Genomic DNA, 21152 nt, shown 5'->3' with positions numbered 1-21152 from the left:
TCGTCAATTAGGGTCCATGGTATTCATAGGCGCCCATATCTACTGCGGCGCCGACTAAACGCAGATACCCGTCCAGGTCCGTGGTCCCACTCGTATAGTAACTGTTGCTGCCCGCGTTTATTGCGGGGCTGCCGGATTGCAGGCGGTAGTTTCCGCCGTCGGAAGGAGCTACGCCGGGGTCCAGGGGACTGATAAATTGGGGATTATCACTTCGATTGCTATCGCCGGGATGACCGCCCTCCACGATGCTGTAAGTTACTATCGGGTCGGGAGTGCCATAGGTATTGGAAATACTGCTGCTGTTCCCCCAAATAATACTGTTCCGTATCTGTGGGTTGGAACTGCTGGCGTTATACATACCGCCGCCAGTTCCCGCCTTATTGCCCGAGATAGTAACATTGGTGAGGACCGGAAAAGAGGATGTATAGTCGGATATGCCGCCTCCCTGACCCCCTGCGCTATTGCCTGAGATGTTTACATTAGTCAGAGTCGGCGAAGAATTGCTGTTTAATATACCGCCGCCGTTGACTGCGCTATTTTTTTTGATGGTGACGCCGGTTATGGTCAGCGAAGAATTAGTGTTGTATATACCACCACCGCCACCGGTATTGCCGATAGTCGCCGCTTTATTGCCCGAAATGGTGACGCCGGTCAGGGTCGAAGCTGAACCGGAGTTGTACATACCGCCACCATTGGTGCCCGCTTCATTAAGCTCAATAGACCCGACGTTAAAGATAGGGCTGGAAGAACCGGTATTGTATATGCCGCCGCCGCTGTTTGCTGCGATGTTATGCACAAAACTAACCCTGGTGAGGTTCGGCGAGGATGCGCCGAGATTATGTATGCCTCCCCCGCCGCCGCTAGAACTATTGGAGGTATTATCTTTGATGGTAACGTCGATCAGGATCGGCGAGGAACCGTTGTTGTACATACCACCCCCATTGGTTCCTGCGGTATTATTCTGAATTATTCCGTTTTGCAGGGTTGGTGAAGAAGAAGCCAAATTGTATATACCGGCTCCATTACCGGTAACTACATTGCCGCTTATGTTGACCTTGTCCAATATCGGATGGGTTGAAGCGCCTGTGTTAGCCATGCCGCCGCCGTCAACACCGGTATTGTCTCTAATAACAAGCCGTGTCAGGGTCGGAGAAGAGTCATCGTTGTACATGCCGCCGCCGCGGTAACGTAAAATTGATTTACTATTCACTGATAGACTGCCACTTCCATTTGCGTTGCCCCCCGTAATGGTAAAGCCATCCAGTTTTGCCGCGGCGGTCAGTCCCACGCCGAGTACCACATGGGAGCGCGCATTGTTGCCGTTTAAGGTCGCCCGGTAACTTTCGCTCTTTGGCGTTCCATCGGTATTAAAGCGGCCTTGCCGGGTAGGTTCATCAAGATCGCCTCCGGCGGCATCGTAAGCTCCCAGAATACTTATCCCCTCCCGGAGTATAAAAACCGCGTCCGGATCATTGGCCGGGGTTGAGTAATTGGTGGTTCCATCGGAATTCGGTTTGTATAGGGGAATATAGGTCCCCGCGCCCACAAGGACGCTTAAGTCGTTGCCGGGGAAGATGTTCTTCATTTCCCTTGCCTGATCTATCATTTTTTGCAGGTCCCCGGAGGCGTTTGTCCAGGAGGAGCCGGTCCCGGTCCCGGTGGCCACAGCCTTGACGTACCAGTGCTTCTGCAGCGTCAGGGTCACCGTCGCGGAGGTATTTCCCAGAATGTCCACCGCTTTTATTTCAAAGGCACAATCCGAGGACACCGCTTTATAGTAGGTATTCGAAGTTCCGGATATGGTTACAGCAGAGTCCGGCGGATTTGTTTGGTAAATAATAACATCATAAGCATTGGCGTCATATCCCGACCAGTTCAGGGTGGCGCCTGTTCCGTTGTGGCTCAGGGTTGGACTTGTGATCACCGGAGGGGTGGTGTCAATGTCAATGCATATAAGGCCGGTGACCGGTATCTCGTTGAAATTAACCGTATCATCCCATGGGGAAGTCAGGGCGTCGGTGATCCTCAGTACCGGCTTATATTTACCATCGGGCAGGCCTTCCAGAGACAATTGATAGCCGCTTGTGGTAGGAGTGATAGGATCCGGATTGGATATTGGTGTCCATGCGCCGAACCTGCTTACGGCGCCATTGCTTACGCCGAATTGCAATTTAACATCGTTTGATCCCTTAGTCCAGGGAAGATCATTCGTACTCGGCATAGAAATACCGGTGGTTGAAGTAAAATCGGTTACTGTTCCGGTGATCGACATATCCATGTCCATTTTTCGGGAAGCTTCCGGACCGCCGAAATATTTAGTAGGATCGGGACTCAGTCCGCCGCTTACACCCAGGGGAACAGTACCGGTATAGATCGGCCCTTCCCTGTTCAATACTACCCGCAGGTAATTGCCGCTTGCCCGAGCCTGCGCTTCCGTATCGTACATACCCAAAAGGGTATCCGAAGGAAGGATGTACAGGTCGATGATACCGCTTTCTGTGGTTTGCAGATCGTATTCAACAAGGTAGGGCAGCATATTAAACTCCCCGTTATATGTATGCGCCAGGACCGTTTTCTGGGTTTGGGGTTCTGCTAACGCCGACTGCCGGATTGCAGGCTGCGGGGCGGATTTATGATCGCTGTCATCGCTTACCGGACCACCATTAAGATTATTGACTCTTTTTTCCAAAATGTAAAAATCTTTTACCTCGCTGTATTCGTCTGTCGCGTTAAACATGATATACACGGTCCGTCTGTTCCCCGAACTTCCAAGGATACGCCGGTCCTCAGTGGCATACTCGGCGCCGATAATCCCGTTCGGCCTCAAGGTCAGCCCGTCACTATCAAAGGAGCGCAGGGACGCCCCCCGAATATTGCTTACCGTGGGCGGCGTGGTGTCCGCGCTGGGGCCGGTACCAAAGACAAAGCTCGACTCTCTCAGCATCAGGATAGCGGGATACCCCTGGGCGCCGATTCCTCCCTTGAGCGTTATGGTAATGTCGCTGGTTATGGGCAGGTTTTTATTGGCAATCGGAACTATTTCCAGGAGAGTTCCGTTTTCCTTTAACACAAAACTATCCTGGTTAAATGTCTGGCCTTCCCCGTCCCCGAAAAGATCCACCGCGGTCTCGCTTCTGCCATAATCGCCCTTGGCGATAACACTGATATTTTCAGTAATAATCGTTTCCCTGGCCACGGGGTTCTTAAACCGTATCCGGATAGGGTAATTGGTGGGGACCCGGGTAAAGGTACTGTTGGGGAGATTGACGCTTTCCACCTTGGGCCGCTCAATGGCCAGGGGTTTTATACGGAAAGGCTGCTCCACCCGGACTTCCGCCGTTGTATCGGGGTTATTTTCGTCCGCAAAGAATACCAGTTTGGAATCGGTAACCAGTTTTTCCGTTTTTTCAAGGAGATCAAAGGCCTGCCATTTGACGAATACATAGTCCTCGGTGGGGGTAAAAAAAACACGAAAGGGGATACGGAGTTTCGGCTGCGGATTCATGGGACCCGTGGGGGGTACGCTGGTCCCCTCTACCTGGGGCACGTCCATAAACACCTCCAGCTGGGGCGCTTTGGCGTTCCATACCGATTCTTCGATGTCCGTGAGGATGTTTCTCTCTGGTTTATTGATAAAGAGATCACAGCTTCCAAGGAGGGAAGAGATAACAAGGACAAGGATGATACCGGTATTTCTCATACATCCCCTATATAAACCGGTATAAGAATACAACTAAGTAAGTATATTTTTCAAGATCATAGTGACGGATAGTGCATACACTACCATGGACCACACGGACCTCACGGACAAAGAAGACTTACCGCAGAGGGACATAGAGGGGGAGGAAGATTTAACACAGAGATCTCAGAGGAGACACAGAGGACACAGAGGGGAGGAAGATTTCACATCCCGTCAGATTCAGAGTACCCCTTTCTGGCCTTTATCATATAGGCTTCGCGGTAAAAACTTCTTCATAGCCCGAGGTATAGCATTGGATAGCCGCTTTAGGCTATTCTTCCGGTAAGGCAGGTTTGATATGGCGGAAAGCAAGGGCACAGTTTCTGTAACGCGGGTTACCGAATTTGGGAAACGGGACGCAACGGTTCTGGAAAATGATCATTCCCGTATCCTGGTGGACGATCAGGGGGGAATGGTTCCCGAATTTTCATACCGCGGGGAGAATCAGTTTATTAACGCCCATTGGGTTCCCCGGTTCCGGACCAGCCCGGGGAAAGAGGGGCTGCTGAACAATATTGCAGGCAATTTTCCCTGTCTGCCGAATTTCGGCCCGGACCATACCGTTGATGGAGTGGCCCTACCCGCCCATGGCTGGACTGCCAATGAACCCTGGCGCTTTGTGAACAGCGGTATTGACGCCGAATCCGGAGGGGCCTGGACCTATTCCACCCTGGAGAGTCCGGACGCAAAGATGCCCCTTTCCTTTAAAAAAGTTGACGCCCTTTTTCCTGCAGAGGCTGTCCATTACACCGCTGTCCGGGTTATAAACCGGGGAGACCGGGACCTCGAAATTACCGCCGCCTGGCATAATACCGTGGGCGCCCCGTTCCTCCAGGCGGGCTGCCGTCTCAGCGGCGCCGCCGACCGGTGGGCCACTGCGCCCGCGGGTGGGGAGTTTGACGCCACTACCCGGTTTGCCCTGGGGAAGGAGTTCTCCTCCCTGGATAAGGCCCCGCTGGCCAAGGGCGGTACGGCGGACATTTCCCTGGTTCCCGGCCCTTTGGGGTATACAGATTTTGCAACCGGGGTCATCCCTGGTTCGGCGAAGCTCGGTTGGTCCGCCCTGGTGAACCCGGCGCTCAAGCTGGCTTATATTTGTTTCTTTACCGGTCAGGCCGCCGCCGCCCCGGAGGATATTATCCTTCGCTTTAATGAACTCTGGATGCAATACGGCGGACGCCGCTTTACCCCCTGGGCTGCCTACGAGGGCGGCACAGACCACACCTATTGCCTTGGCACGGAAAATGCAATCAGCGCCTACGCCTATGGCCTTGAATACTCCCGCAAAGCGAAAACCCTGCTGGGCGCTCCCACCACGGTGATCATCCCCGCCCGGGGCGAACGTGTTCTCCGCTACGGCGTCCTCTTTGCCCCCTATGAATCCGCTCTGGACGAGGGCATAGGGACCATTGAACCGGAGGCTTCCAAACTGGTTTGCAGCGGCGCTAAAGGAACATGGTCCTTCAGTGCGGACCCGGGCTTCGGCGCACTGAGAAAGCTGGAAACGAAGACTGCGTCCCTGGGGTAAGGGCGGTTCCACTCCATAGGCGAAGAAAGAACGGGCTTTTCTTTGCCTATGGGGTTGCGTAAAGGGGTATGATGAGGAAGTAAGCGGCTATGAAATTAGGGAGGAGGAATTCGTCCAATCTTCAATGGTCAAAGTGTTGATATGGATAAAGTGCTTGGGGTTATGCGTAACCAGGGTATATCTATTTTGTAAGCAAAATGCTGCTTGCAATAAATCCGCGTCCTCCATGGTGTGGTTTATTTTCCTGCATTCGGCATACAGTTTTGCTGCTTGGACCCAATCACCCTTCGTCATATCCTGCAAACCTAATTTTAGGCAAGCAGCTTCAAAAATTTGAAGCTTGTTAGAAGAATTATGCGCATATAAGCCTCGCAAAATTTCATAATACGTCATCGGTGGAATTATCAGGGTATGCCCGGCTTTTAATACTGTGTCAAATTGAGACTCAAGGTTATAAAGACCGCGCAGCCAGAATGAAACAATATTGGTATCAAGGGCGTACATCATAGGAGATCAGTATCCTGGAATTTTGGGCGATTTTTTAAAATTATCTCAAATTCCTCGCCGAGTTCTTCCGGATCGGCTCGTAAAGCAGCGTAACATTCCGCAAAAATCTTCCTTTGCCGTTCTGACTCAGTTTCGCCCCTTTCTTTGGTATCCAAAATAGTAATAATTACTGGTTTTCCTTCGGGTATGGGGATATGACTTTCATTGATAAACGTATCGTTTTTGAAATAGCCTTGTACCGCCACCATTTTATGCCTCGTAATTCAAGTATACTCAAAAAACAGGAATCTGTAAATCACGGAAGACAGGAGGAATTGTACCGGGGGGATGCCGCCCGGATAAAAGGGTAAAAATACGGGTCTAAGCCCCGCTTAGAGCTCTATAAAGGTGGACCTTTATGCCCTGATCCTGATAAAATAGATCCGTATTGAGGAGCGTTCATGTCGAATAATGAAGATACCCGCATCAGACGGGTGTTTGTTGAAAAAAAAGATGGGTTTGATATTGAGGCCCGGCGTTTGCAGTCGGATATCGCCGGTTTTCTGGGCGTCCAGTACCCCGAATTAGCGGGGCTGCGGCGTCTGCGGATATTGCAGCGTTACGATGTTGCCAGGCTCAGCGCCGAACAGTTCGAACCGGCGGTAAACCTGGTCTTTTCCGAACCCCAGTGCGATAGGGTGTTTTACGGCGAGGAAGTTCCGGCGGCGCTTCCAACGGAAAAAAGCTGCGCAGTTTTTGGGATTGAGTACGTGCCCGGCCAATACAACCAGCGTTCCGATTCGGCGGAACAGTGTGTGGAACTGGCGGTGGGGATTAGGCCGGTGGTACGGACCGCCCGTATTTTCATCCTTGAGGCCGGGGAACATGCCATCGGTGACGCTGCTCTGGAGGCGGTTAAGCGATACCTGATCAACCCCGTGGATTCCCGGGAAGCCGCTATGGAGCTGCCCCGAAGCCTGGAGGATGAGGGAGCGGAAGGCGGGGACGTGCCGGTTCTTACGGGCTTTTCCGTTGCCGCCGAACCGGCCTTGGCGGAGCTTGCCAAACAATACGGCCTTGCAATGTCCGCGGAGGATCTCCTCTTTTGCCGGGACTACTTCCGCAGCATAGACCGGGACCCCAGCCTAGCGGAATTACGGGTCCTGGACACCTACTGGTCCGACCACTGCCGCCATACCACCTTCACCACCGCCCTGGAGAATATCAGCATTGATGATGCCGGGGCCGCATCCTCCGCTCCGGCCCTGAAACAGGCCCTTGCTCTTTACGAGGATGCCCGCCGGGAAGTCTACGGCGAGGGGACGAAAAACCGGAAGCAGACCCTGATGGATCTGGCCACCATCGGAACCAAGGTCCTGAAAAAACGGGGCCTTTTGGGGGATCTGGACGAATCCAAGGAGATCAACGCCTGTTCCATCCGGGTCAATGCCGAATTTGGCGGCGCGGCGGGGGAAAAAAGTTCCGAACCCTGGCTTTTCCTCTTTAAGAACGAAACCCACAACCATCCCACGGAAATAGAACCCTTCGGCGGGGCCGCCACCTGTCTTGGCGGGGCTATACGGGACCCCCTTTCCGGCCGGGCCTACGTGTACCAGGCCATGCGGGTAAGCGGGGGCGCAGATCCCCGGAGCAGCCTGTCGGAAACCCTGCCGGGAAAGCTCCCCCAACTGAAAATCGCCCGGGAAGCTTCGGCGGGCTACTCCTCCTACGGTAACCAGATAGGGCTGGCCACGGGGCAGGTGTCGGAATTCTACCACCCTGGCTTCCTCGCCAAGCGTATGGAGCTGGGCGCAGTTGCCGGAGCGGTTCCCGAAGCCTGGGTACGCCGGGAAGAACCTGCCGCCGGGGATTTGGTGATCCTGGTGGGCGGTAAGACCGGCCGGGACGGCATAGGGGGCGCCACCGGTTCCTCCAAGGTGCATACCGGCGAGTCGGTGGAAAGCGCCGGCGCGGAGGTGCAGAAGGGGAACGCCGTGGAGGAGCGGAAACTCCAACGCCTCTTCCGCAACCCCGGTGTTACCGCCCTGATCAAACGCTGCAATGACTTTGGCGCCGGCGGAGTTGCAGTGGCGGTGGGGGAACTGGCCGCCGGCCTGGACATCAACCTTGATAAGGCGCCCAAGAAGTACGCCGGTCTGGACGGTATAGAATTGGCCATCTCCGAATCCCAGGAGCGTATGGCCCTGGTGGTTGCCGCCAAAGACGCCGACAGGCTGATCGAATACGCCGCAGCGGAAAACCTGGACGCCGTGGTCATCGCTGTCGTCACCGCAGGTGATGATGAGGATGAACCAGCCTTTACCCCGGCGACGTCCGATACGGGTCCCCGGCTCAGGATGAGTTGGCGGGGAAAAACCATCGTTGATATTTCCCGGCGCTTCCTCAACTCCAACGGCGCGCCCCGTTCGGCTGCGGTGGTGATCGATGCGGGTTTGAAGGGACCATACGATAGAGCCTCCGATTGGCAATCCTATGATTTGGATAGCTTAGAGCGGGAACTGGGTTCCCTCCGGACCGGCAGCCGCCGGGGTCTGCAGGAACGGTTCGACGGTTCCATCGGGGCGGCCTCGGCGCTCTACCCCTGGGGCGGGGCGGAACAGGGCGCCCCGGAATGCGGCATGGCGGCGCTGCTCCCCTCGCCGGATAAGGAGAGCCTCACCGCGGGCCTCATGAGCTTTGGTTACGATCCGGATCTGGCCCTGCACAGCCCCTACGAGGGGGCAAAGGGGGCAATCCGGGAAGCCCTGGCCAAATATGCTTGCCTGGGGGGTAATCCCTGGGCTGCCCGGCTTTCCCTCCAAGAGTACTTTGAACGGATGGATAAGCCTGAATCCTGGGGCAAAGTCCTGGGAGCCCTGCTGGGAGCCCTGGAAGCTGAACTGGCCCTGGGTGTTCCCGCCATAGGCGGCAAGGATTCCATGTCCGGCAGCTACAGGGACGATGCCAACCATATTGACTTGGCGGTCCCCCCTACCCTGGTCGCCTTTGCCGCCGGAACCGCCCCGGCCTCCGCGGTCCGTTCCGGCGCCCTGAGCGGTAAGCCGGGAAACACCGTGATCCTCCTGTACCAAGGCTCAGGCCTGGAGGAATGGGATGTGTTCAAGGCTAACATGAACGCCCTGGCAGCCCTTTCCGCCAAGGGCCTGGTCTGCGCCGCCTATCCCGTGGGGCCCGGCGGACCCGCCGCTGCCCTGGCCATCATGGCCTTTGGAAATATGGCCGGCCTTGAAGCGGACAGCGATGCCCTGTCCCTGGTATCCCCGGGTCTGCATCAGGGTTCGGTACTGGTGGAAATCAACGGCGCCGCCCTGGATGAGGCCGCAGTATTACTGCGGGAAACCACTATGGACGGAACCGCGCCCCGCTGGGCTATAGCGGCCCGTACCGTACAGGAACCGGTCTTCCGCATGGTCCAAAAGCCCGCCGGAAAACCTGCCGAGAAATCCTTAGCGATACTGCGCCGGGCCTACGAGCGTACCCTGGCCCAGGTGTTCCCCCAGACCTCCTCCGGCGCTACGGTTGCCGAAACCCCGGTCCTGCCTTCCGGTTCCGTACCCGCAAGTGACGCAGCCCTGGAAGCGGCTATCCGCAGCGCCGGGAAAGCTTCCGCCGGACAGCCGGGCAAAGCGGATCAGGGGCACAGAAAAAGTGCTGCCGGGAAGGCAGCCGGAACCGCCCGGCCTCTGGTGGTACTGCCCGTATTCCCCGGTACTAATTGTGAGTGGGACATGGAGCGGGCCTTCCGCAAAGCCGGAGCGCGGACCAGGCTGGTTATTTTCCGGAACCGGAATTCGGAGGACATCCTGGAATCCAGGCGGGAACTGGCGGCGGCCATAGGGGAAGCCCAGATCGTAGCCCTCTCCGGCGGCTTCAGCGCCGGGGACGAGCCTGACGGATCGGGAAAGTTTATCGCCAACGTATTCCGTTCCCCCGCCATCGCGGAGGAGTTAACAAAACTGTTGGAAAAGCGGGACGGCCTGGTCCTGGGTATCTGTAACGGCTTCCAGGCGCTGATCAAGCTGGGACTGGTCCCCTACGGCAAATATCTGGATGCGGAAAGTTCCATGCCCACCCTAAGCTTCAACCGTATAGGCCGCCACGTTTCCCGTATGGTCCGCACTAAAATTATTTCCAACACATCCCCCTGGCTTTCTCTGGAAGAACCGGGAGCCATCCACATACTCCCCGTAAGCCACGGTGAAGGCCGCATCGTTATCCGGGAAGCGGAAGGCAGGGCGCTCTTCGCTTCCGGCCAGGTCCCCTTCTGTTACACCGATGAGCGGGGGAATCCTACCATGGCCGAACCGGACAATCCCAACGGTTCGGATTTCGCCATCGAAGGGCTCACCAGTCCTGACGGCAGGATTCTTGGTAAGATGGCCCACTCGGAACGCTGCGGAGAGTATGTGCATATCAATGTACCGGGGAATAAGTCCCAGAGGATTTTTGAAGCCGGGGTACGCTACTTCGGCGATTGAAAGCGATCCCTTTTGTAAGGAGATAATGAGAATATGGAAAAATCCGTCATTGAATTATTGGAACAGGTAACAGGGCAAGCGCATATTGTGGATCTTACCCATACGATGGAGAGCGGAATGCCCGCATGGCCCACACAGGCACGGTATGGAGCGGTCGTCTACGAGTCCTATGACCGGGGGGATATGGCGCTGCACTCCATGGTCACCTTCTCGGAACATACGGGGACGCATATTGATGCGCCGAAACACTATATCAAGGATGCTTGCCCGATAAACGAGCTGCCCCTTACACGGGTAATAGGACGGGGTGTTACTATTGATGCGACATCCGTACCGCCCCGGGGTGTCCTGCCCGTGGAGAAGATTAAGGAATTCGAGGCGGCCCACGGCCCTATCAGGAAAGGTGATATCGTGATGTTCCGTTTCGGCTGGGACCTGAAGTACCGGCTGCAGCCGGATTGTCACGATTATCTCAGCGACTGGCCGGGGCTTTCGTCGGAAGCGGCGGAGTACCTCTGCGGTAAAGCGGTGGCCGCGGTGGGATGTGATGCACTGGCCCTAGACGCTTTCGGGAACAGTATGGATGACCCGGCCCACCATATCCTGCTGGGACAGGGTATCCCGATCATCGAGAACATTGATAAGCTGTCCGGGCTGCCGCCATTTTGCTTCGTCATCGGCTTACCGAACAAGTTTAAAGACGGTTCCGGATCGCCCCTCCGGTTGATAGCCTTTGTCGATTGAACCGGCGCTCTGAAAAAAGCAAAAAAAAAGTTGACAATACCGAAAAGTGCCCCCATACTGATGTATACAACGTTGTATTACTCATACTGTCTTAACTAAAGGAGAAAGATTGCATGAAAAAGATCACGTATATCATTGCGGCGCTTGCGTTTGGTGTGTTTCTCGCCGGCTGCGGCGGGGTAAAGGTTGATAATGCGGCGTCAGGCAGCGGTACGGCAGCAACGGTAAAACATCGTACCCCAAAAAAGGCATATGAGGATCAGATTAAACTGGCGTGGGTTCCGTGGAATGTGAGTGATGCGGTTGGCACGGCATGGGGCGAAGGTATCCGGCGCGAAATTTCCGTGTACCCCAATGTTGCCTTCCAGATTTTTGACGGAAAGTCCCTTGCGGAAACACAGGTTCAGATTATCACCGATTTGATAAATCAAAAATATGATGCGATCATTCTGCAGAGCGCCGACTCGGCGGCCCTTGCCGACTCGGTGCGAAAGGCTGAGGATGCGGGTATCCCCGTTATCTGTCTTAACCTCGACGCCGATACGCCCCATGCCGGCCTGATTGCGATGATTGACATCGAAGCCGGCGCCCTTATCGCCCAGCAGATCGCCAGGGCGCTGAAAGACCAGGGTAATGTGGTGATTATTCAAGCGGCAATCGGCGCAAGCCGCGGTGAGCGTCTCGAAGCGGGTTTCCGTGCCGAAATGGCCAAGCACCCTAACATCAAGATTCTCGACGCGCAGACCGGTGAATGGATTACCGACAAGGCCCGTGTCGTGATGAGCGACTACCTGACCAAGTACCCGAAGATCGACGCCGTTTTTGCCCACAATGATGCGATGGCGGAAGGCGCTTCCCAGGCGGTGGAGTCCGTCGGCAGGCTCAAAGAAATGGTTATCTGGGGCGCCGACGGCGAGAAGAAAATGCTTGAGTACATCGAAAACAACAAACTGACCGGAACAATTTACACAAACTGCTACGATCAGGGCGCTACCGCAGCGCGTCTTGCGATGTATCTGCTCAATTCGGATATTGATACCAGCCAGAATCAGGTTACACCGGTGATCAAAATGTCGCCGATTATTGTTACCAAGGAAAACGTAAATACCATCGGCGAAAACATACGGTGGTAGTGTATTGCGCCAGGAAACGATACGTAGACTGACATCCATTGGCCTGCTGACAGTACTGTTATTGTTTTTCGGTCTGTCTAACAAGACTTTCCTCACGCCGGCCAATCTTACTGCGCTGTTACGGGACTGTTCACCCATTGGCATTGTCGCCGTGGGTGTTACCATGATCATCATCACGGCGGGTATCGACTTGTCCACCGGCGCGATGGCAGGTTTTGTGGCGATGCTCTGCGCAAACCTGCTCTACTACGCCAAGCTCCCCGGAGCGGTCATTGTACTTATCGCCCTCGCGGCGGGTACCCTGAGCGGTCTGCTCAACGGGGCCTTGGTGGCGTACCTCCGGTTGCCGGATTTTATCGCCACCCTGTCCACCCAATTTCTCTTCCGGGGCCTTTCCTATGTGCTCGCCATTCGCAACGAATTCGGCATGATCTCCAACAAAATCATCACCGATCCGGTGATCCTTACCCTGAGCGGCAGTATCGGCGGCATCTATCTGGTGACCTTTGCCTTTGCCATTGTGGCCATTGCCGGCCAGTTTATCATGAAGCGGACAAAACTCGGCACCTATACCTACGCCATTGGTGCGAACCGGCGATCGGCGGAATTGTCCGGCATCTCCTACGAGCGCACTAAGATGGCGGTCTTTGCTATCACGGGCTTCCTCGTGGGTATGGCTTCCGTATTTCTGATGGGACGGATTCGTAGTGTAACCCCGGATACCGGTACCGGCATGGAGTTCGATGTCATCGCCGCCGTGGTAATGGGAGGGGTAGCTTTCTCCGGCGGACGCGGCGATGTGGTGGGTACCGTTATCGGCACAGTGTTCATGATGACCCTGATAAATGGTATCTACAAGTATAACCTGCCCACCGCCGTGCAGCTTATCATCAAGGGCGGGGTGATCATCATCATGATAATATTTGACTCGGTGTATGCCGGCTATATGTACAAGCGGGATGTGCATTTGATCGACACCGATGCCGGGACGCCCCCTGCAAACCGGAACACCCCGCGAAGGTCCCGGCATGGGTGAACAATTGCTCCTCATGAAGGGTATCGGAAAAAGCTTTAATGGCATTGAGGTACTCAAACATGTCGATCTCGACATCAATACCGGTGAAGTTCACGCCTTGATGGGCGAAAACGGAGCGGGAAAATCAACATTAATCAAAATCCTTACCGGAATCTATCCGAAAGACACGGGAACCATCATTTTTAACGGGAAGGAAGTGTCTATTGAGTCGCGTACAGACTCCGCTGCCTGCGGAATTGCCGTAATTTATCAGGAATTGAGTTTGATTCCCACCCTGACGGTTACACAAAACGTGATGCTCGGCAAAGAGCCGGGGAAGTTCGGTGTATTGAATACCGCCGGTATGCGAAAAAAGGTTAAGGCCCTGATCGACCACTACGATTTCAAGCTGAATCCTGACGCCGTTGTCGAAACATTAAGTATTGCCCACCGGCAGACCGTGGAGATTCTCAAGGCCTTGAGCGAAGATGCCCGGCTGATCATTATGGACGAACCGACAGCCTCCCTGAGTACGAAAGAGTCGGAGATCCTGTTCAGTATTATTGAGCAGCTTCGAAAAAAAGAGGTCAGTGTCCTCTATATTTCGCACCGGCTTGAGGAGGTATTCCGTTTGGCGGACCGCCTGACCGTGCTGCGGGACGGGGTGAAGGTCGGCGTCCTCGAAAAGGGCGAGATTGACCCGCACAGGGTTATCCACATGATGATAGGCAAGGATCTCTCCGCTTCGTCCGCTTCCCATCCGATGCGGAAAACGGATACCGAACCGGTGATCGAAGTGAAGGAGCTATCCCGCCGGGGCGTATTCAGGGACATTACCTTCAGCGCCCATAAGGGGGAGATTCTCGGCATTGGCGGTCTTGTCGGTTCCGGCCGTACAGAGGTGATACGCTGCATCTTCGGCGCCGATCCCGTTGATTCCGGTGAGATATGCTATAACGGGAAGCCGCTTAGCGGTAATACCCATGCCCGCATTCGCCAGGGTATCGGGCTGATACCGGAAGACCGGCGTTTACAGGGATTTGTTCCGCTCCTCTCCATCGAACGGAATGTCGCCAGCACCAACTACGACCAGTTGACCCGCTTCGGTATAGTGAACACGATGAAAGAAAAAATGATGGGGCTCGCTTCCACGAAGAAGCTTGATATCAGGCCGGCGAACCCGCTGATTCAAGTGGGAAACCTTTCCGGCGGAAATCAGCAGAAGGTTGTCCTGGGGAAATGGCTGGCCCGCAACCTGAAGGTACTCCTCGTTGACGAGGCCACTGCGGGGATTGATGTGGGCGCCAAGGATGAGATTTACAAACTCCTTGAAAGCCTTGCCGCGCAGGGGGTTACCATTATTGTGGTGTCGTCGGATTTGGAGGAACTGATCCGCATTTCGACGCGGATTTTGGTGTTCCGCAGCGGCCGTATTTTCCGGGAATTCTCGGATGGGTTTGTGACACAGGAAGATATACTTGAGGCAGCGTCCGGTATACAAAAAGAAACGGAGGAAGCCTGAAAGTGGACATAAAAAAATTCAACCCGCTGGTAATGCGTTTCCAGAAACCGCTGATTCTTTTGGCCGCCGTTCTGTTGCTTTCGATACTCCAGCCGGGGGTGTTTCTTACATCGGCGAATTTCAAGAGCATACTCCTCGCTATCTCGATTTACGGGATAATGGTCTGCGGCAGTATTTATGTAATACTCATCGGCGGAATTGACCTGGCGGTTGGTGCGACGGCGGCAACAGCGGGGGCGGCGGCGGTGGTGATCATCACCGCGCAGAACTTTACCTCAGGCGGCGTTGTGCTCGGCATCATCGTTGGACTCGGCAGCGGAATCGTCGCGGGGCTATTCCACGGGGTGCTCGTGTCGGTGTTTCAGGTACCGCCCTTTTTGATAACCCTGGCGACACAAAACGTGGTGTACGGCATCGCCCAACTCCTTACAAAAAACCGGGTGATTAACGCATTAAAGCCCGAGTCCTTTACCTTTTTAGGCGGCGGCAGACTCTTCGGGGTACCGTTTTCCGTGTACATCCTCGCTGTCTGTGCGCTGGTAAGCTATTTTTTGTTAAACCATACGAAATTCGGGCGTGACATTTACGCAGTGGGGGGAAACAAAACCGCCGCCGACCTTTCCGGCATCTCAAGCCGCAAAATTACATTTTTGGCCTATGCGATTTCGGGCTTCACGGCGGCGCTCGCCGGTATCGTACTGGCCAGCATGAACCAGCAGGCCGTTGCAAAAGCGGCGTATGGGTACGAAAACGATGTGCTTGCCGCGATTGTTGTGGGCGGTACAAGCCTTTTGGGCGGTGAAGGTTCCCTGCAGGGAGCGATGTTCGGCGCCCTCCTCATGGGCATCATCAATAACGGGCTGCGCCTCCTCGGTGTGCCGTCGATTTACCACAGTGTTGTTAAGGGCATGGTAATCATCGCCGCCGTCGCCGTGGACACCTATTCGCGGTACAAAAACTCCGGGCTGCTGCGCCGGGGCAAAAAAAGGCTGTAGGACACTCAAGCCTTTGCCTCAGTTAACGGTTAAGCAAAAGTTGTAGTTTAGTGATGATACTATAAGAAATTTCTTTTGAATGGAGCAGATGCACCCGGAGGGCCTTCGCCGCTTTTTTCCAGCTTTTTTCCAGGCAGTATTGGGTAATTTCACAATGTTCCTTCTGGGATTTTTCTATGCGCGGCGTCCCCAAGGTTCCGCTTAAAATACGAAGCCGTATATTCTGGATATAAGGATATTGATATGCCTGTGTAAGATAGGCATTTTTAGCGGCGCTGATAAACATATGATGAAATTCATCGTCCTTTTTATGAATTTCATCCAGGCTAAACTTTTTGGAACTGCGGGTAAAAAAGTCCTTTAATTTTTTATAGACGCCCTGGTCTATGGTTTCTCCATACCGTTCCAGCGCATAGGGCTCAATAAGCAGCCGCAGCTCATAGATTTGTTCCACTTCCTCCAGGCTTATCCCGGCAACAATAATACCCCGTTTAGGGAGTATCTGTATCAGCGATTCCTGCTCCAGCCGGCTCAGGGCGTCCCGGATGGGGGTACGGCTTGCCTGTATATCTTCGCAGAGCCTTTCTTCTTTCAGCAGAATATTTGGGGGATATTCACAACTGAGAATTTTTTCCTTAATCGTAGTATAGGCCTGCAGTTTTAAACTCATCACTTATTATAAAATAAAAGCGCCGCTCTGTAAATCTAAAAACAAAAAAATTAAGAAATAAAAAGGTTGACAATACCGGAGAGTGCCACCATACTAATGTATACAAGGTTGTATATAACGACACAAGGAGAGATATATGGAAAATTCATATCTTGCATGGATGGCGGCGAATACCGATACCCGCTGGTGTAACGATTCGGCGCTGCGGGATGATTATCTTTCCGCCCTGCAAAACGGCGCGGTAGGCTGTACGACGAATCCCCCGCTGACCTTTGAGGCGCTTACCACAAACACCGATCGTTTCGGCGAGAAGCTTAAGCTGATACAGGCCAAATTTTCAGGACGGGAAAAGGTGGTGGAATATTTCCGCATACTTGTCTCGGATATTGCCAAAGAGTTTTATCCGGTTTACGAAAAATCGGGGGGGAAAACCGGCTACGTGCGCAGTCAAGTGGAGCCCCGGCTTTCAGGCGATGCGGAGGCGATGCTGGGGATGGGCAAAACGATCAGTACCTTTGGGAAAAACGTGATGGTAAAGATTCCCGGCAGCAAGGCCGGTGTGTGGGTGCTGGAGGAACTTGCCGCCCTGGGGATTCCCACTACGGCAACGGTTTGTGTATCTATTCCGCAGATGATTGCCGTGGCGGAAGCTTACGAGCGCGGTGCAGCGCGGGCGGAAAAGGCCGGGTTAAAGCCTGCGCCAACAACGTCGGCCCTGGTGCAGGGGCGCTTGCAGGATTTTCTTGTGGCGGAAAACGCGAAAACCGGTAACAAAGTTGCCCTGAGCGATCTTGAGGCAGCGATGACGGCGGTATTGAAACGCTGTTACAAGATTTTCAATGAGCGCGGCTACCGTGCGGTGATTATGCCCGCGGCGTTCCGCTGCGCCAGTCAGGTGTCGGAACTGGCCGGCGGCGTCTTCGAGATGACGATACACCCGAAGATACAGAAGCTCGTCATTGAAGCGGACGAAAACGGTTCCATTAAACATGAGAAACGTATCGATGCCCCGGTGGATCAGGATGCTATTGAACGGGTGCTCAAGGGACTGCCCGAATTCCGCAAAGCCTATGAGCCGGATGGTATGACGATAGATGGCTTCGACTCCTTCGGCGGTACCATTATGACGCTGGATGGCTTCGATAAAACCGGCTGGCAGAAACTGCTTGTTCTGTAATATAAGGGGAGGAAAAATACACCATGGATTTTTTAACTTTAACCGGCCGGGTTGCCATAATAACCGGCGCAGCTCAGGGAATTGGGTATCATACCGCAAAAATGATGTGTAAAAGCGGTATGCGGGTCGTACTTGTTGATATGAACGGGGAAAAATTGCAGGCTTCGGTAAATGAATTGAACGCACTGGGAGGAGCGGAGGCATTTCCCATCGTCTGTGATGTTTCGGATGAATCGGCAATTGAAAAAATGCTCAAGACTACGGTGGAACATTTCGGCCAGTTGGATGTTATTGTTAACGGCGCAGGTATTTTGAGTGCAACAAAAATACCTGATATTAAAAGATCCGAATGGGACAAGATACTGTCGGTAAACCTGAGCGGGGCTTTCTTTATTATCCAGAAAGCATTACCGTACTTGAAAAGCAGTAAAGCTCCCCGGATTATTAATATTGCTTCCGTTGGCGGCAGAATGGGCGGTGTCGGAAATTCCATGAGTTATGCAGCGTCTAAAGGGGGAATGATTGCTATCACCCGCGGCTGCGCCAGGCATTTGGGTCCCTTTAAAATCACGGTAAACGCAGTTTGTCCCGGTCCGACCCGGACGCCAATAATGGATGCGTATTCCGCAGAAGAAATGCGTAACCTGGAAAGCAAGAATGTTCTTGGCAGGATAGGTGAACCGGAAGATGTGGCTGCGGGTATCTGCTATTTGGCCAGTGAAGAAGCTGGATATGTTACCGGGATAACCCTGGATATCAATGGCGGATTTTGGATGGGCTGACAGTTTCCTTTAACAAAAAAATATCAATTACGATAGATCCCATAATGTAATTATAAGTGTTTCATCAGGCGGACAGAAAGGAACATCCGATATTTCCTTTGTAGTTGCGACAAGAATATCCTGAACGATGCCATAGCCCAACATAACAAAAGAACCATCTTTCGCTACATCATCGCGGGCATTAAGTCCTTGTTCTATCAACGGCATAACATCAATAGTTTTAGCGCTATATATATACGGATATCCTCCTCCATCATGAATAAAGACCGCTTTGCCCTGTTTCGCCAGATTTCTTAATTCCGCATGCAAATCTCCATATGGTGTATGACTCCATTGTGCAACAATGGTACCGCCGTTTTCTTCAGTTTTTTTAACCTCTACTAACCAACCAAGCATAATAATTTATCCTTATTTGATTAAACACTGGTATTTATTCAAATTAATTTATATTATTATTCTTTTATTTACCAAGCCGTTTTAACACATTTCCGTATTTTTGATTTATTCTTCCCAGTGATTCCATAGTGTTATTTTCTTGCGCGTTTTCAATCTGAGGAGAAAGTATTAAATTTTTGCCATCGGTACTTAATTCAAAAGTTGTTTCATTGGTTATATTTAACATTTCCAGGATAGGCTTATCAATAACCAAAGCAACGCTATTCCCATGTTGTATGAGTCTTTTAACCATATAATTTACCCTCCAGTGAAATTTTCCAATTGATTGTATACATAATGTATGTACTTGTCAACTATATTTTTAAAATGTTTTATAAAACAAGTTTGCGGTATGTCGCATAATGTTCCGACTGTATATGACCGAGCCGCCTACCGGCATGGACCCTCGATTATCTTATAGATTACCGCTCAAGATTTTGTCTATAACAAAAAAATAATATTTTCATTTACATAACCATTTATTGTGTCTTCTGTAACACTTCTAATACTGGCTAGTGTAACACCTCTGTCGCCATTATGCCCAATAGATTGTTCACAGCCGGCAATAAAAAAAACACAAGCCAAAACAGCAAGTAAATTTATGCGGTTACTTTTTATGTGCATAAATTATTTACCTACCTATGGCTTCGTGAAAAATAATGATGTCCATTATGTGCATGAACACCTGCCAAATTACAATTATTTGCAGGACAAATTTCATGCCAGTTATGCCCATCATTAAAGGAGTGTCCACTGTAACAAATGCCATTATGATAATGATAATCCGTTACATAACAATCCTGAATGGAACAAAGGGGATAATATCCATTGTTGTGTCCACTGCCATTATGCCCATGTGCAAAAAGTGGCAAAACCGCTAAAACAAGCAAAAAACCGACAATCAAAGCCTTTTTCATAAAATACCTCCAAAAAACTGTATTTTTTATAGCATATATGCAAAAGGATGTCGATACTAATTTTCAATGATTTTTCAACCAATTTAGCCCCCATTTCGCATAACGTACTTTATACGAAATACACTTAAACCATCCACTCCTGGTATATATGCGCATTCGCATATATCTCCTAGCGGTTCTTATACAGATTATCAAATCCACTGCAATCTATTTGGGTTTCTACTATTTTATTTAATGTCCACTCAAATGTCACCGGTAATAATTATTCTGCTTTTTATTAACTTTTTCGTGCGATCATTTCTATTTCTATTTTTGCCCCTAAAGGCAATGATGCAACCCCTATTGTTGTTCTTGCAGGATATGGTTCAGAAAATTGTTTTTTATATATTTCATTCATTGCCGAAAAGTCATTCATATCTGTTAAAAAAACATTTACCTTTTGAACGTCATCTGGGCCTAAACCGACAGTTTCTAATACCCCAAATAGATTATTAAAACCCTGTTGTGTCTGACTTTTAATATCCCCTTCGGCGAGTTTTCCCGTATTAGGATCTATCGGTGTTTGGCCTGATAAAAATATTAATCCATTTGAATCAATCCCATGCGAATAAGGCCCTACAGAAGTTGCCTTTTTTGAAGTAATTGCTTTTCTTGACATAATGTTCTTCCGCCTTTGTGTTAATATTTATCAAATATGCGGCATAGATGCCGCCGTTCCTATACTATCAGAGATATTCAGAAATTAATTTCACCCAACCCCATTTACACGCACCCCCACAGCATTACTGACAAAACAGTAGACCTGCGCAGATAAAAATAACCCCGATTAATGCTTAAGAAACGTCAGCTTCCCGCCAAACTTATGCCACTTACCAACATTCCGTCTGCCATCCTCCAGGGTCTTAAACACAAAGGCGCCAACATTATTGTCTTCCCCTGTTCCAAGGTAGGTTCCCGCAGGAACGGAGAAGGCGTACACCCCATAGGGTTCATCCTGGGATGACGCCATGAGCCCCTGGGCAAGGGAACGGAAGGATGCCGATACCGAGGGGCCGATAAGATCCGTGTCGTCCCGGCCTCCGCCGTTAACGGTATCGGAAAGCACCAGCGCCAGGGACCCTGCCTGACGGGCCTTAAAAACTACGGCCAGTTCCTTTACCAGAAAAAACCAGCCCTTAATGTGATCGTTTACAATGATTTCGATGTTGGCGCTTTTTAGATCCTCTGCGTTCTTCCGAACCGCCGGAGGTGTACACACAAGAATTGCTTCGTCGATCCTGCCAAGCTGATTTTCTGCGGCCAGCACCATGGCGCGGGTGGAAACGGGACTTCCGGGATTCCAGACCAGGGGAGATGGCTGCCGTTTTTCCGTCTGGAAATTTTCCAGCGGATAGGGAAGACGGTTAGGGAAAAAGGCCGCAGCAAAATGCTCGACCTGTTTTCCGGCCTCCGCAGCAATTGCAGCGGAGAGAGTAGATTCGTTACCGGCGATTAGTATTCCTTTTGTCAT

The 21152-nt window shown here is 52.1% G+C and carries 18 protein-coding genes; 9 read left to right on the top strand and 9 right to left on the bottom strand.

Annotated elements, in window-relative coordinates; translation table 11 throughout:
* Nucleotides 1–7: 7 nt before the first annotated feature.
* Nucleotides 8–3700, bottom strand: a complete 3693-nt coding sequence (locus LQZ19_RS11005) for a choice-of-anchor Q domain-containing protein (RefSeq protein WP_411047711.1) — start codon at nucleotides 3698–3700, stop codon at nucleotides 8–10.
* A 337-nt stretch (nucleotides 3701–4037) separates the two neighbouring features.
* Between LQZ19_RS11005 and LQZ19_RS11000 the strand changes: the two genes are divergently transcribed.
* Nucleotides 4038–5267: an aldose epimerase family protein gene (locus LQZ19_RS11000; protein WP_411047710.1), complete on the top strand. Its 1230-nt coding sequence runs from the start codon at nucleotides 4038–4040 to the stop codon at nucleotides 5265–5267.
* An 87-nt stretch (nucleotides 5268–5354) separates the two neighbouring features.
* Here the strand turns inward: LQZ19_RS11000 and LQZ19_RS10995 are convergent, their stop codons facing one another.
* The gene (locus tag LQZ19_RS10995; protein ID WP_411047709.1) at nucleotides 5355–5774 is read right to left on the bottom strand and encodes a PIN domain-containing protein; all 420 of its coding nucleotides are present in this window, start codon (nucleotides 5772–5774) and stop codon (nucleotides 5355–5357) included.
* Nucleotides 5771–6022 carry a hypothetical protein gene (locus tag LQZ19_RS10990; protein ID WP_411047708.1) on the bottom strand — a complete coding sequence of 84 codons (252 nt, stop codon included), beginning with the start codon at nucleotides 6020–6022 and terminating at the stop codon, nucleotides 5771–5773. The genes LQZ19_RS10995 and LQZ19_RS10990 overlap by 4 nt, the downstream gene beginning before the upstream one ends.
* A 192-nt stretch (nucleotides 6023–6214) precedes the next feature.
* On the opposite strand from LQZ19_RS10990, the gene LQZ19_RS10985 reads away from it, so the two are divergent.
* From LQZ19_RS10985 to LQZ19_RS10960, 6 genes are all read left to right on the top strand, one after another.
* The gene (locus LQZ19_RS10985; RefSeq protein ID WP_411047707.1) at nucleotides 6215–10252 is read left to right on the top strand and encodes a phosphoribosylformylglycinamidine synthase; all 4038 of its coding nucleotides are present in this window, start codon (nucleotides 6215–6217) and stop codon (nucleotides 10250–10252) included.
* A gap of 33 nt (nucleotides 10253–10285) precedes the next feature.
* Nucleotides 10286–10996: a cyclase family protein gene (locus tag LQZ19_RS10980; protein ID WP_411047706.1), complete on the top strand. Its 711-nt coding sequence runs from the start codon at nucleotides 10286–10288 to the stop codon at nucleotides 10994–10996.
* 113 nt (nucleotides 10997–11109) lie between these two features.
* Nucleotides 11110–12129: a sugar ABC transporter substrate-binding protein gene (locus LQZ19_RS10975; RefSeq protein ID WP_411047705.1), complete on the top strand. Its 1020-nt coding sequence runs from the start codon at nucleotides 11110–11112 to the stop codon at nucleotides 12127–12129.
* A gap of 4 nt (nucleotides 12130–12133) precedes the next feature.
* Entirely contained in the window at nucleotides 12134–13165 is a 1032-nt protein-coding gene (locus LQZ19_RS10970) for an ABC transporter permease (RefSeq protein ID WP_411047704.1), read from the top strand.
* The gene (locus LQZ19_RS10965; protein ID WP_411047703.1) at nucleotides 13158–14666 is read left to right on the top strand and encodes a sugar ABC transporter ATP-binding protein; all 1509 of its coding nucleotides are present in this window, start codon (nucleotides 13158–13160) and stop codon (nucleotides 14664–14666) included. The genes LQZ19_RS10970 and LQZ19_RS10965 overlap by 8 nt, the downstream gene beginning before the upstream one ends.
* A 2-nt stretch (nucleotides 14667–14668) precedes the next feature.
* A complete protein-coding gene (locus LQZ19_RS10960) occupies nucleotides 14669–15661 on the top strand; it encodes an ABC transporter permease (protein WP_411047702.1) in 993 nt (330 codons plus the stop codon).
* A gap of 22 nt (nucleotides 15662–15683) precedes the next feature.
* Here LQZ19_RS10960 and LQZ19_RS10955 read toward each other — a convergent pair whose 3' ends face one another.
* Nucleotides 15684–16331: a GntR family transcriptional regulator gene (locus LQZ19_RS10955; protein ID WP_411047701.1), complete on the bottom strand. Its 648-nt coding sequence runs from the start codon at nucleotides 16329–16331 to the stop codon at nucleotides 15684–15686.
* A 136-nt stretch (nucleotides 16332–16467) separates the two neighbouring features.
* Here LQZ19_RS10955 and LQZ19_RS10950 point away from each other — a divergent pair, with 136 nt between their 5' ends.
* Both LQZ19_RS10950 and LQZ19_RS10945 read left to right on the top strand, forming a co-directional pair.
* Nucleotides 16468–17508: a transaldolase family protein gene (locus LQZ19_RS10950; protein ID WP_411047700.1), complete on the top strand. Its 1041-nt coding sequence runs from the start codon at nucleotides 16468–16470 to the stop codon at nucleotides 17506–17508.
* Between the two features lie 23 nt (nucleotides 17509–17531).
* Nucleotides 17532–18290: an SDR family NAD(P)-dependent oxidoreductase gene (locus tag LQZ19_RS10945; protein WP_411047699.1), complete on the top strand. Its 759-nt coding sequence runs from the start codon at nucleotides 17532–17534 to the stop codon at nucleotides 18288–18290.
* A 27-nt stretch (nucleotides 18291–18317) separates the two neighbouring features.
* On the opposite strand, the gene LQZ19_RS10940 is transcribed toward LQZ19_RS10945, so the two are convergent.
* From LQZ19_RS10940 to LQZ19_RS10920, 5 genes are all read right to left on the bottom strand, one after another.
* Nucleotides 18318–18686 carry a hypothetical protein gene (locus LQZ19_RS10940; RefSeq protein ID WP_411047698.1) on the bottom strand — a complete coding sequence of 123 codons (369 nt, stop codon included), beginning with the start codon at nucleotides 18684–18686 and terminating at the stop codon, nucleotides 18318–18320.
* A gap of 64 nt (nucleotides 18687–18750) precedes the next feature.
* On the bottom strand, nucleotides 18751–18978 hold the full coding sequence (locus tag LQZ19_RS10935) for an AbrB/MazE/SpoVT family DNA-binding domain-containing protein (RefSeq protein WP_411047697.1): 228 nt from the start codon (nucleotides 18976–18978) through the stop codon (nucleotides 18751–18753).
* 382 nt (nucleotides 18979–19360) lie between these two features.
* Nucleotides 19361–19642: a hypothetical protein gene (locus tag LQZ19_RS10930; protein ID WP_411047696.1), complete on the bottom strand. Its 282-nt coding sequence runs from the start codon at nucleotides 19640–19642 to the stop codon at nucleotides 19361–19363.
* A gap of 277 nt (nucleotides 19643–19919) precedes the next feature.
* A complete protein-coding gene (locus tag LQZ19_RS10925) occupies nucleotides 19920–20300 on the bottom strand; it encodes a RidA family protein (protein ID WP_411047695.1) in 381 nt (126 codons plus the stop codon).
* A gap of 168 nt (nucleotides 20301–20468) precedes the next feature.
* Nucleotides 20469–21152, bottom strand: coding sequence for a hypothetical protein (locus LQZ19_RS10920; protein WP_411047694.1), 684 nt, complete (start codon nucleotides 21150–21152; stop codon nucleotides 20469–20471).

Origin of the sequence: Treponema primitia (assembly GCF_046533075.1) — a bacterium.
GTDB classification, from domain to species: domain Bacteria; phylum Spirochaetota; class Spirochaetia; order Treponematales; family Breznakiellaceae; genus Termitinema; species Termitinema primitia_B.
Note: the sequence above shows the minus strand (reverse complement) of the source record. Positions and strands in the feature narration are given on the sequence as shown.

Coding starts and splice junctions, on each gene's coding strand:
- LQZ19_RS11005 (WP_411047711.1), bottom strand. CDS start 3,700: ATGAGAAATACCGGTATCATCCTTGTCCTTGTTATCTCTTCCCTCCTT.
- LQZ19_RS11000 (WP_411047710.1), top strand. CDS start 4,038: ATGGCGGAAAGCAAGGGCACAGTTTCTGTAACGCGGGTTACCGAATTT.
- LQZ19_RS10995 (WP_411047709.1), bottom strand. CDS start 5,774: ATGATGTACGCCCTTGATACCAATATTGTTTCATTCTGGCTGCGCGGT.
- LQZ19_RS10990 (WP_411047708.1), bottom strand. CDS start 6,022: ATGGTGGCGGTACAAGGCTATTTCAAAAACGATACGTTTATCAATGAA.
- LQZ19_RS10985 (WP_411047707.1), top strand. CDS start 6,215: ATGTCGAATAATGAAGATACCCGCATCAGACGGGTGTTTGTTGAAAAA.
- LQZ19_RS10980 (WP_411047706.1), top strand. CDS start 10,286: ATGGAAAAATCCGTCATTGAATTATTGGAACAGGTAACAGGGCAAGCG.
- LQZ19_RS10975 (WP_411047705.1), top strand. CDS start 11,110: ATGAAAAAGATCACGTATATCATTGCGGCGCTTGCGTTTGGTGTGTTT.
- LQZ19_RS10965 (WP_411047703.1), top strand. CDS start 13,158: ATGGGTGAACAATTGCTCCTCATGAAGGGTATCGGAAAAAGCTTTAAT.
- LQZ19_RS10955 (WP_411047701.1), bottom strand. CDS start 16,331: ATGAGTTTAAAACTGCAGGCCTATACTACGATTAAGGAAAAAATTCTC.
- LQZ19_RS10950 (WP_411047700.1), top strand. CDS start 16,468: ATGGAAAATTCATATCTTGCATGGATGGCGGCGAATACCGATACCCGC.
- LQZ19_RS10945 (WP_411047699.1), top strand. CDS start 17,532: ATGGATTTTTTAACTTTAACCGGCCGGGTTGCCATAATAACCGGCGCA.
- LQZ19_RS10940 (WP_411047698.1), bottom strand. CDS start 18,686: ATGCTTGGTTGGTTAGTAGAGGTTAAAAAAACTGAAGAAAACGGCGGT.
- LQZ19_RS10935 (WP_411047697.1), bottom strand. CDS start 18,978: ATGGTTAAAAGACTCATACAACATGGGAATAGCGTTGCTTTGGTTATT.
- LQZ19_RS10930 (WP_411047696.1), bottom strand. CDS start 19,642: ATGAAAAAGGCTTTGATTGTCGGTTTTTTGCTTGTTTTAGCGGTTTTG.
- LQZ19_RS10925 (WP_411047695.1), bottom strand. CDS start 20,300: ATGTCAAGAAAAGCAATTACTTCAAAAAAGGCAACTTCTGTAGGGCCT.
- LQZ19_RS10920 (WP_411047694.1), bottom strand. CDS start 21,152: ATGACAAAAGGAATACTAATCGCCGGTAACGAATCTACTCTCTCCGCT.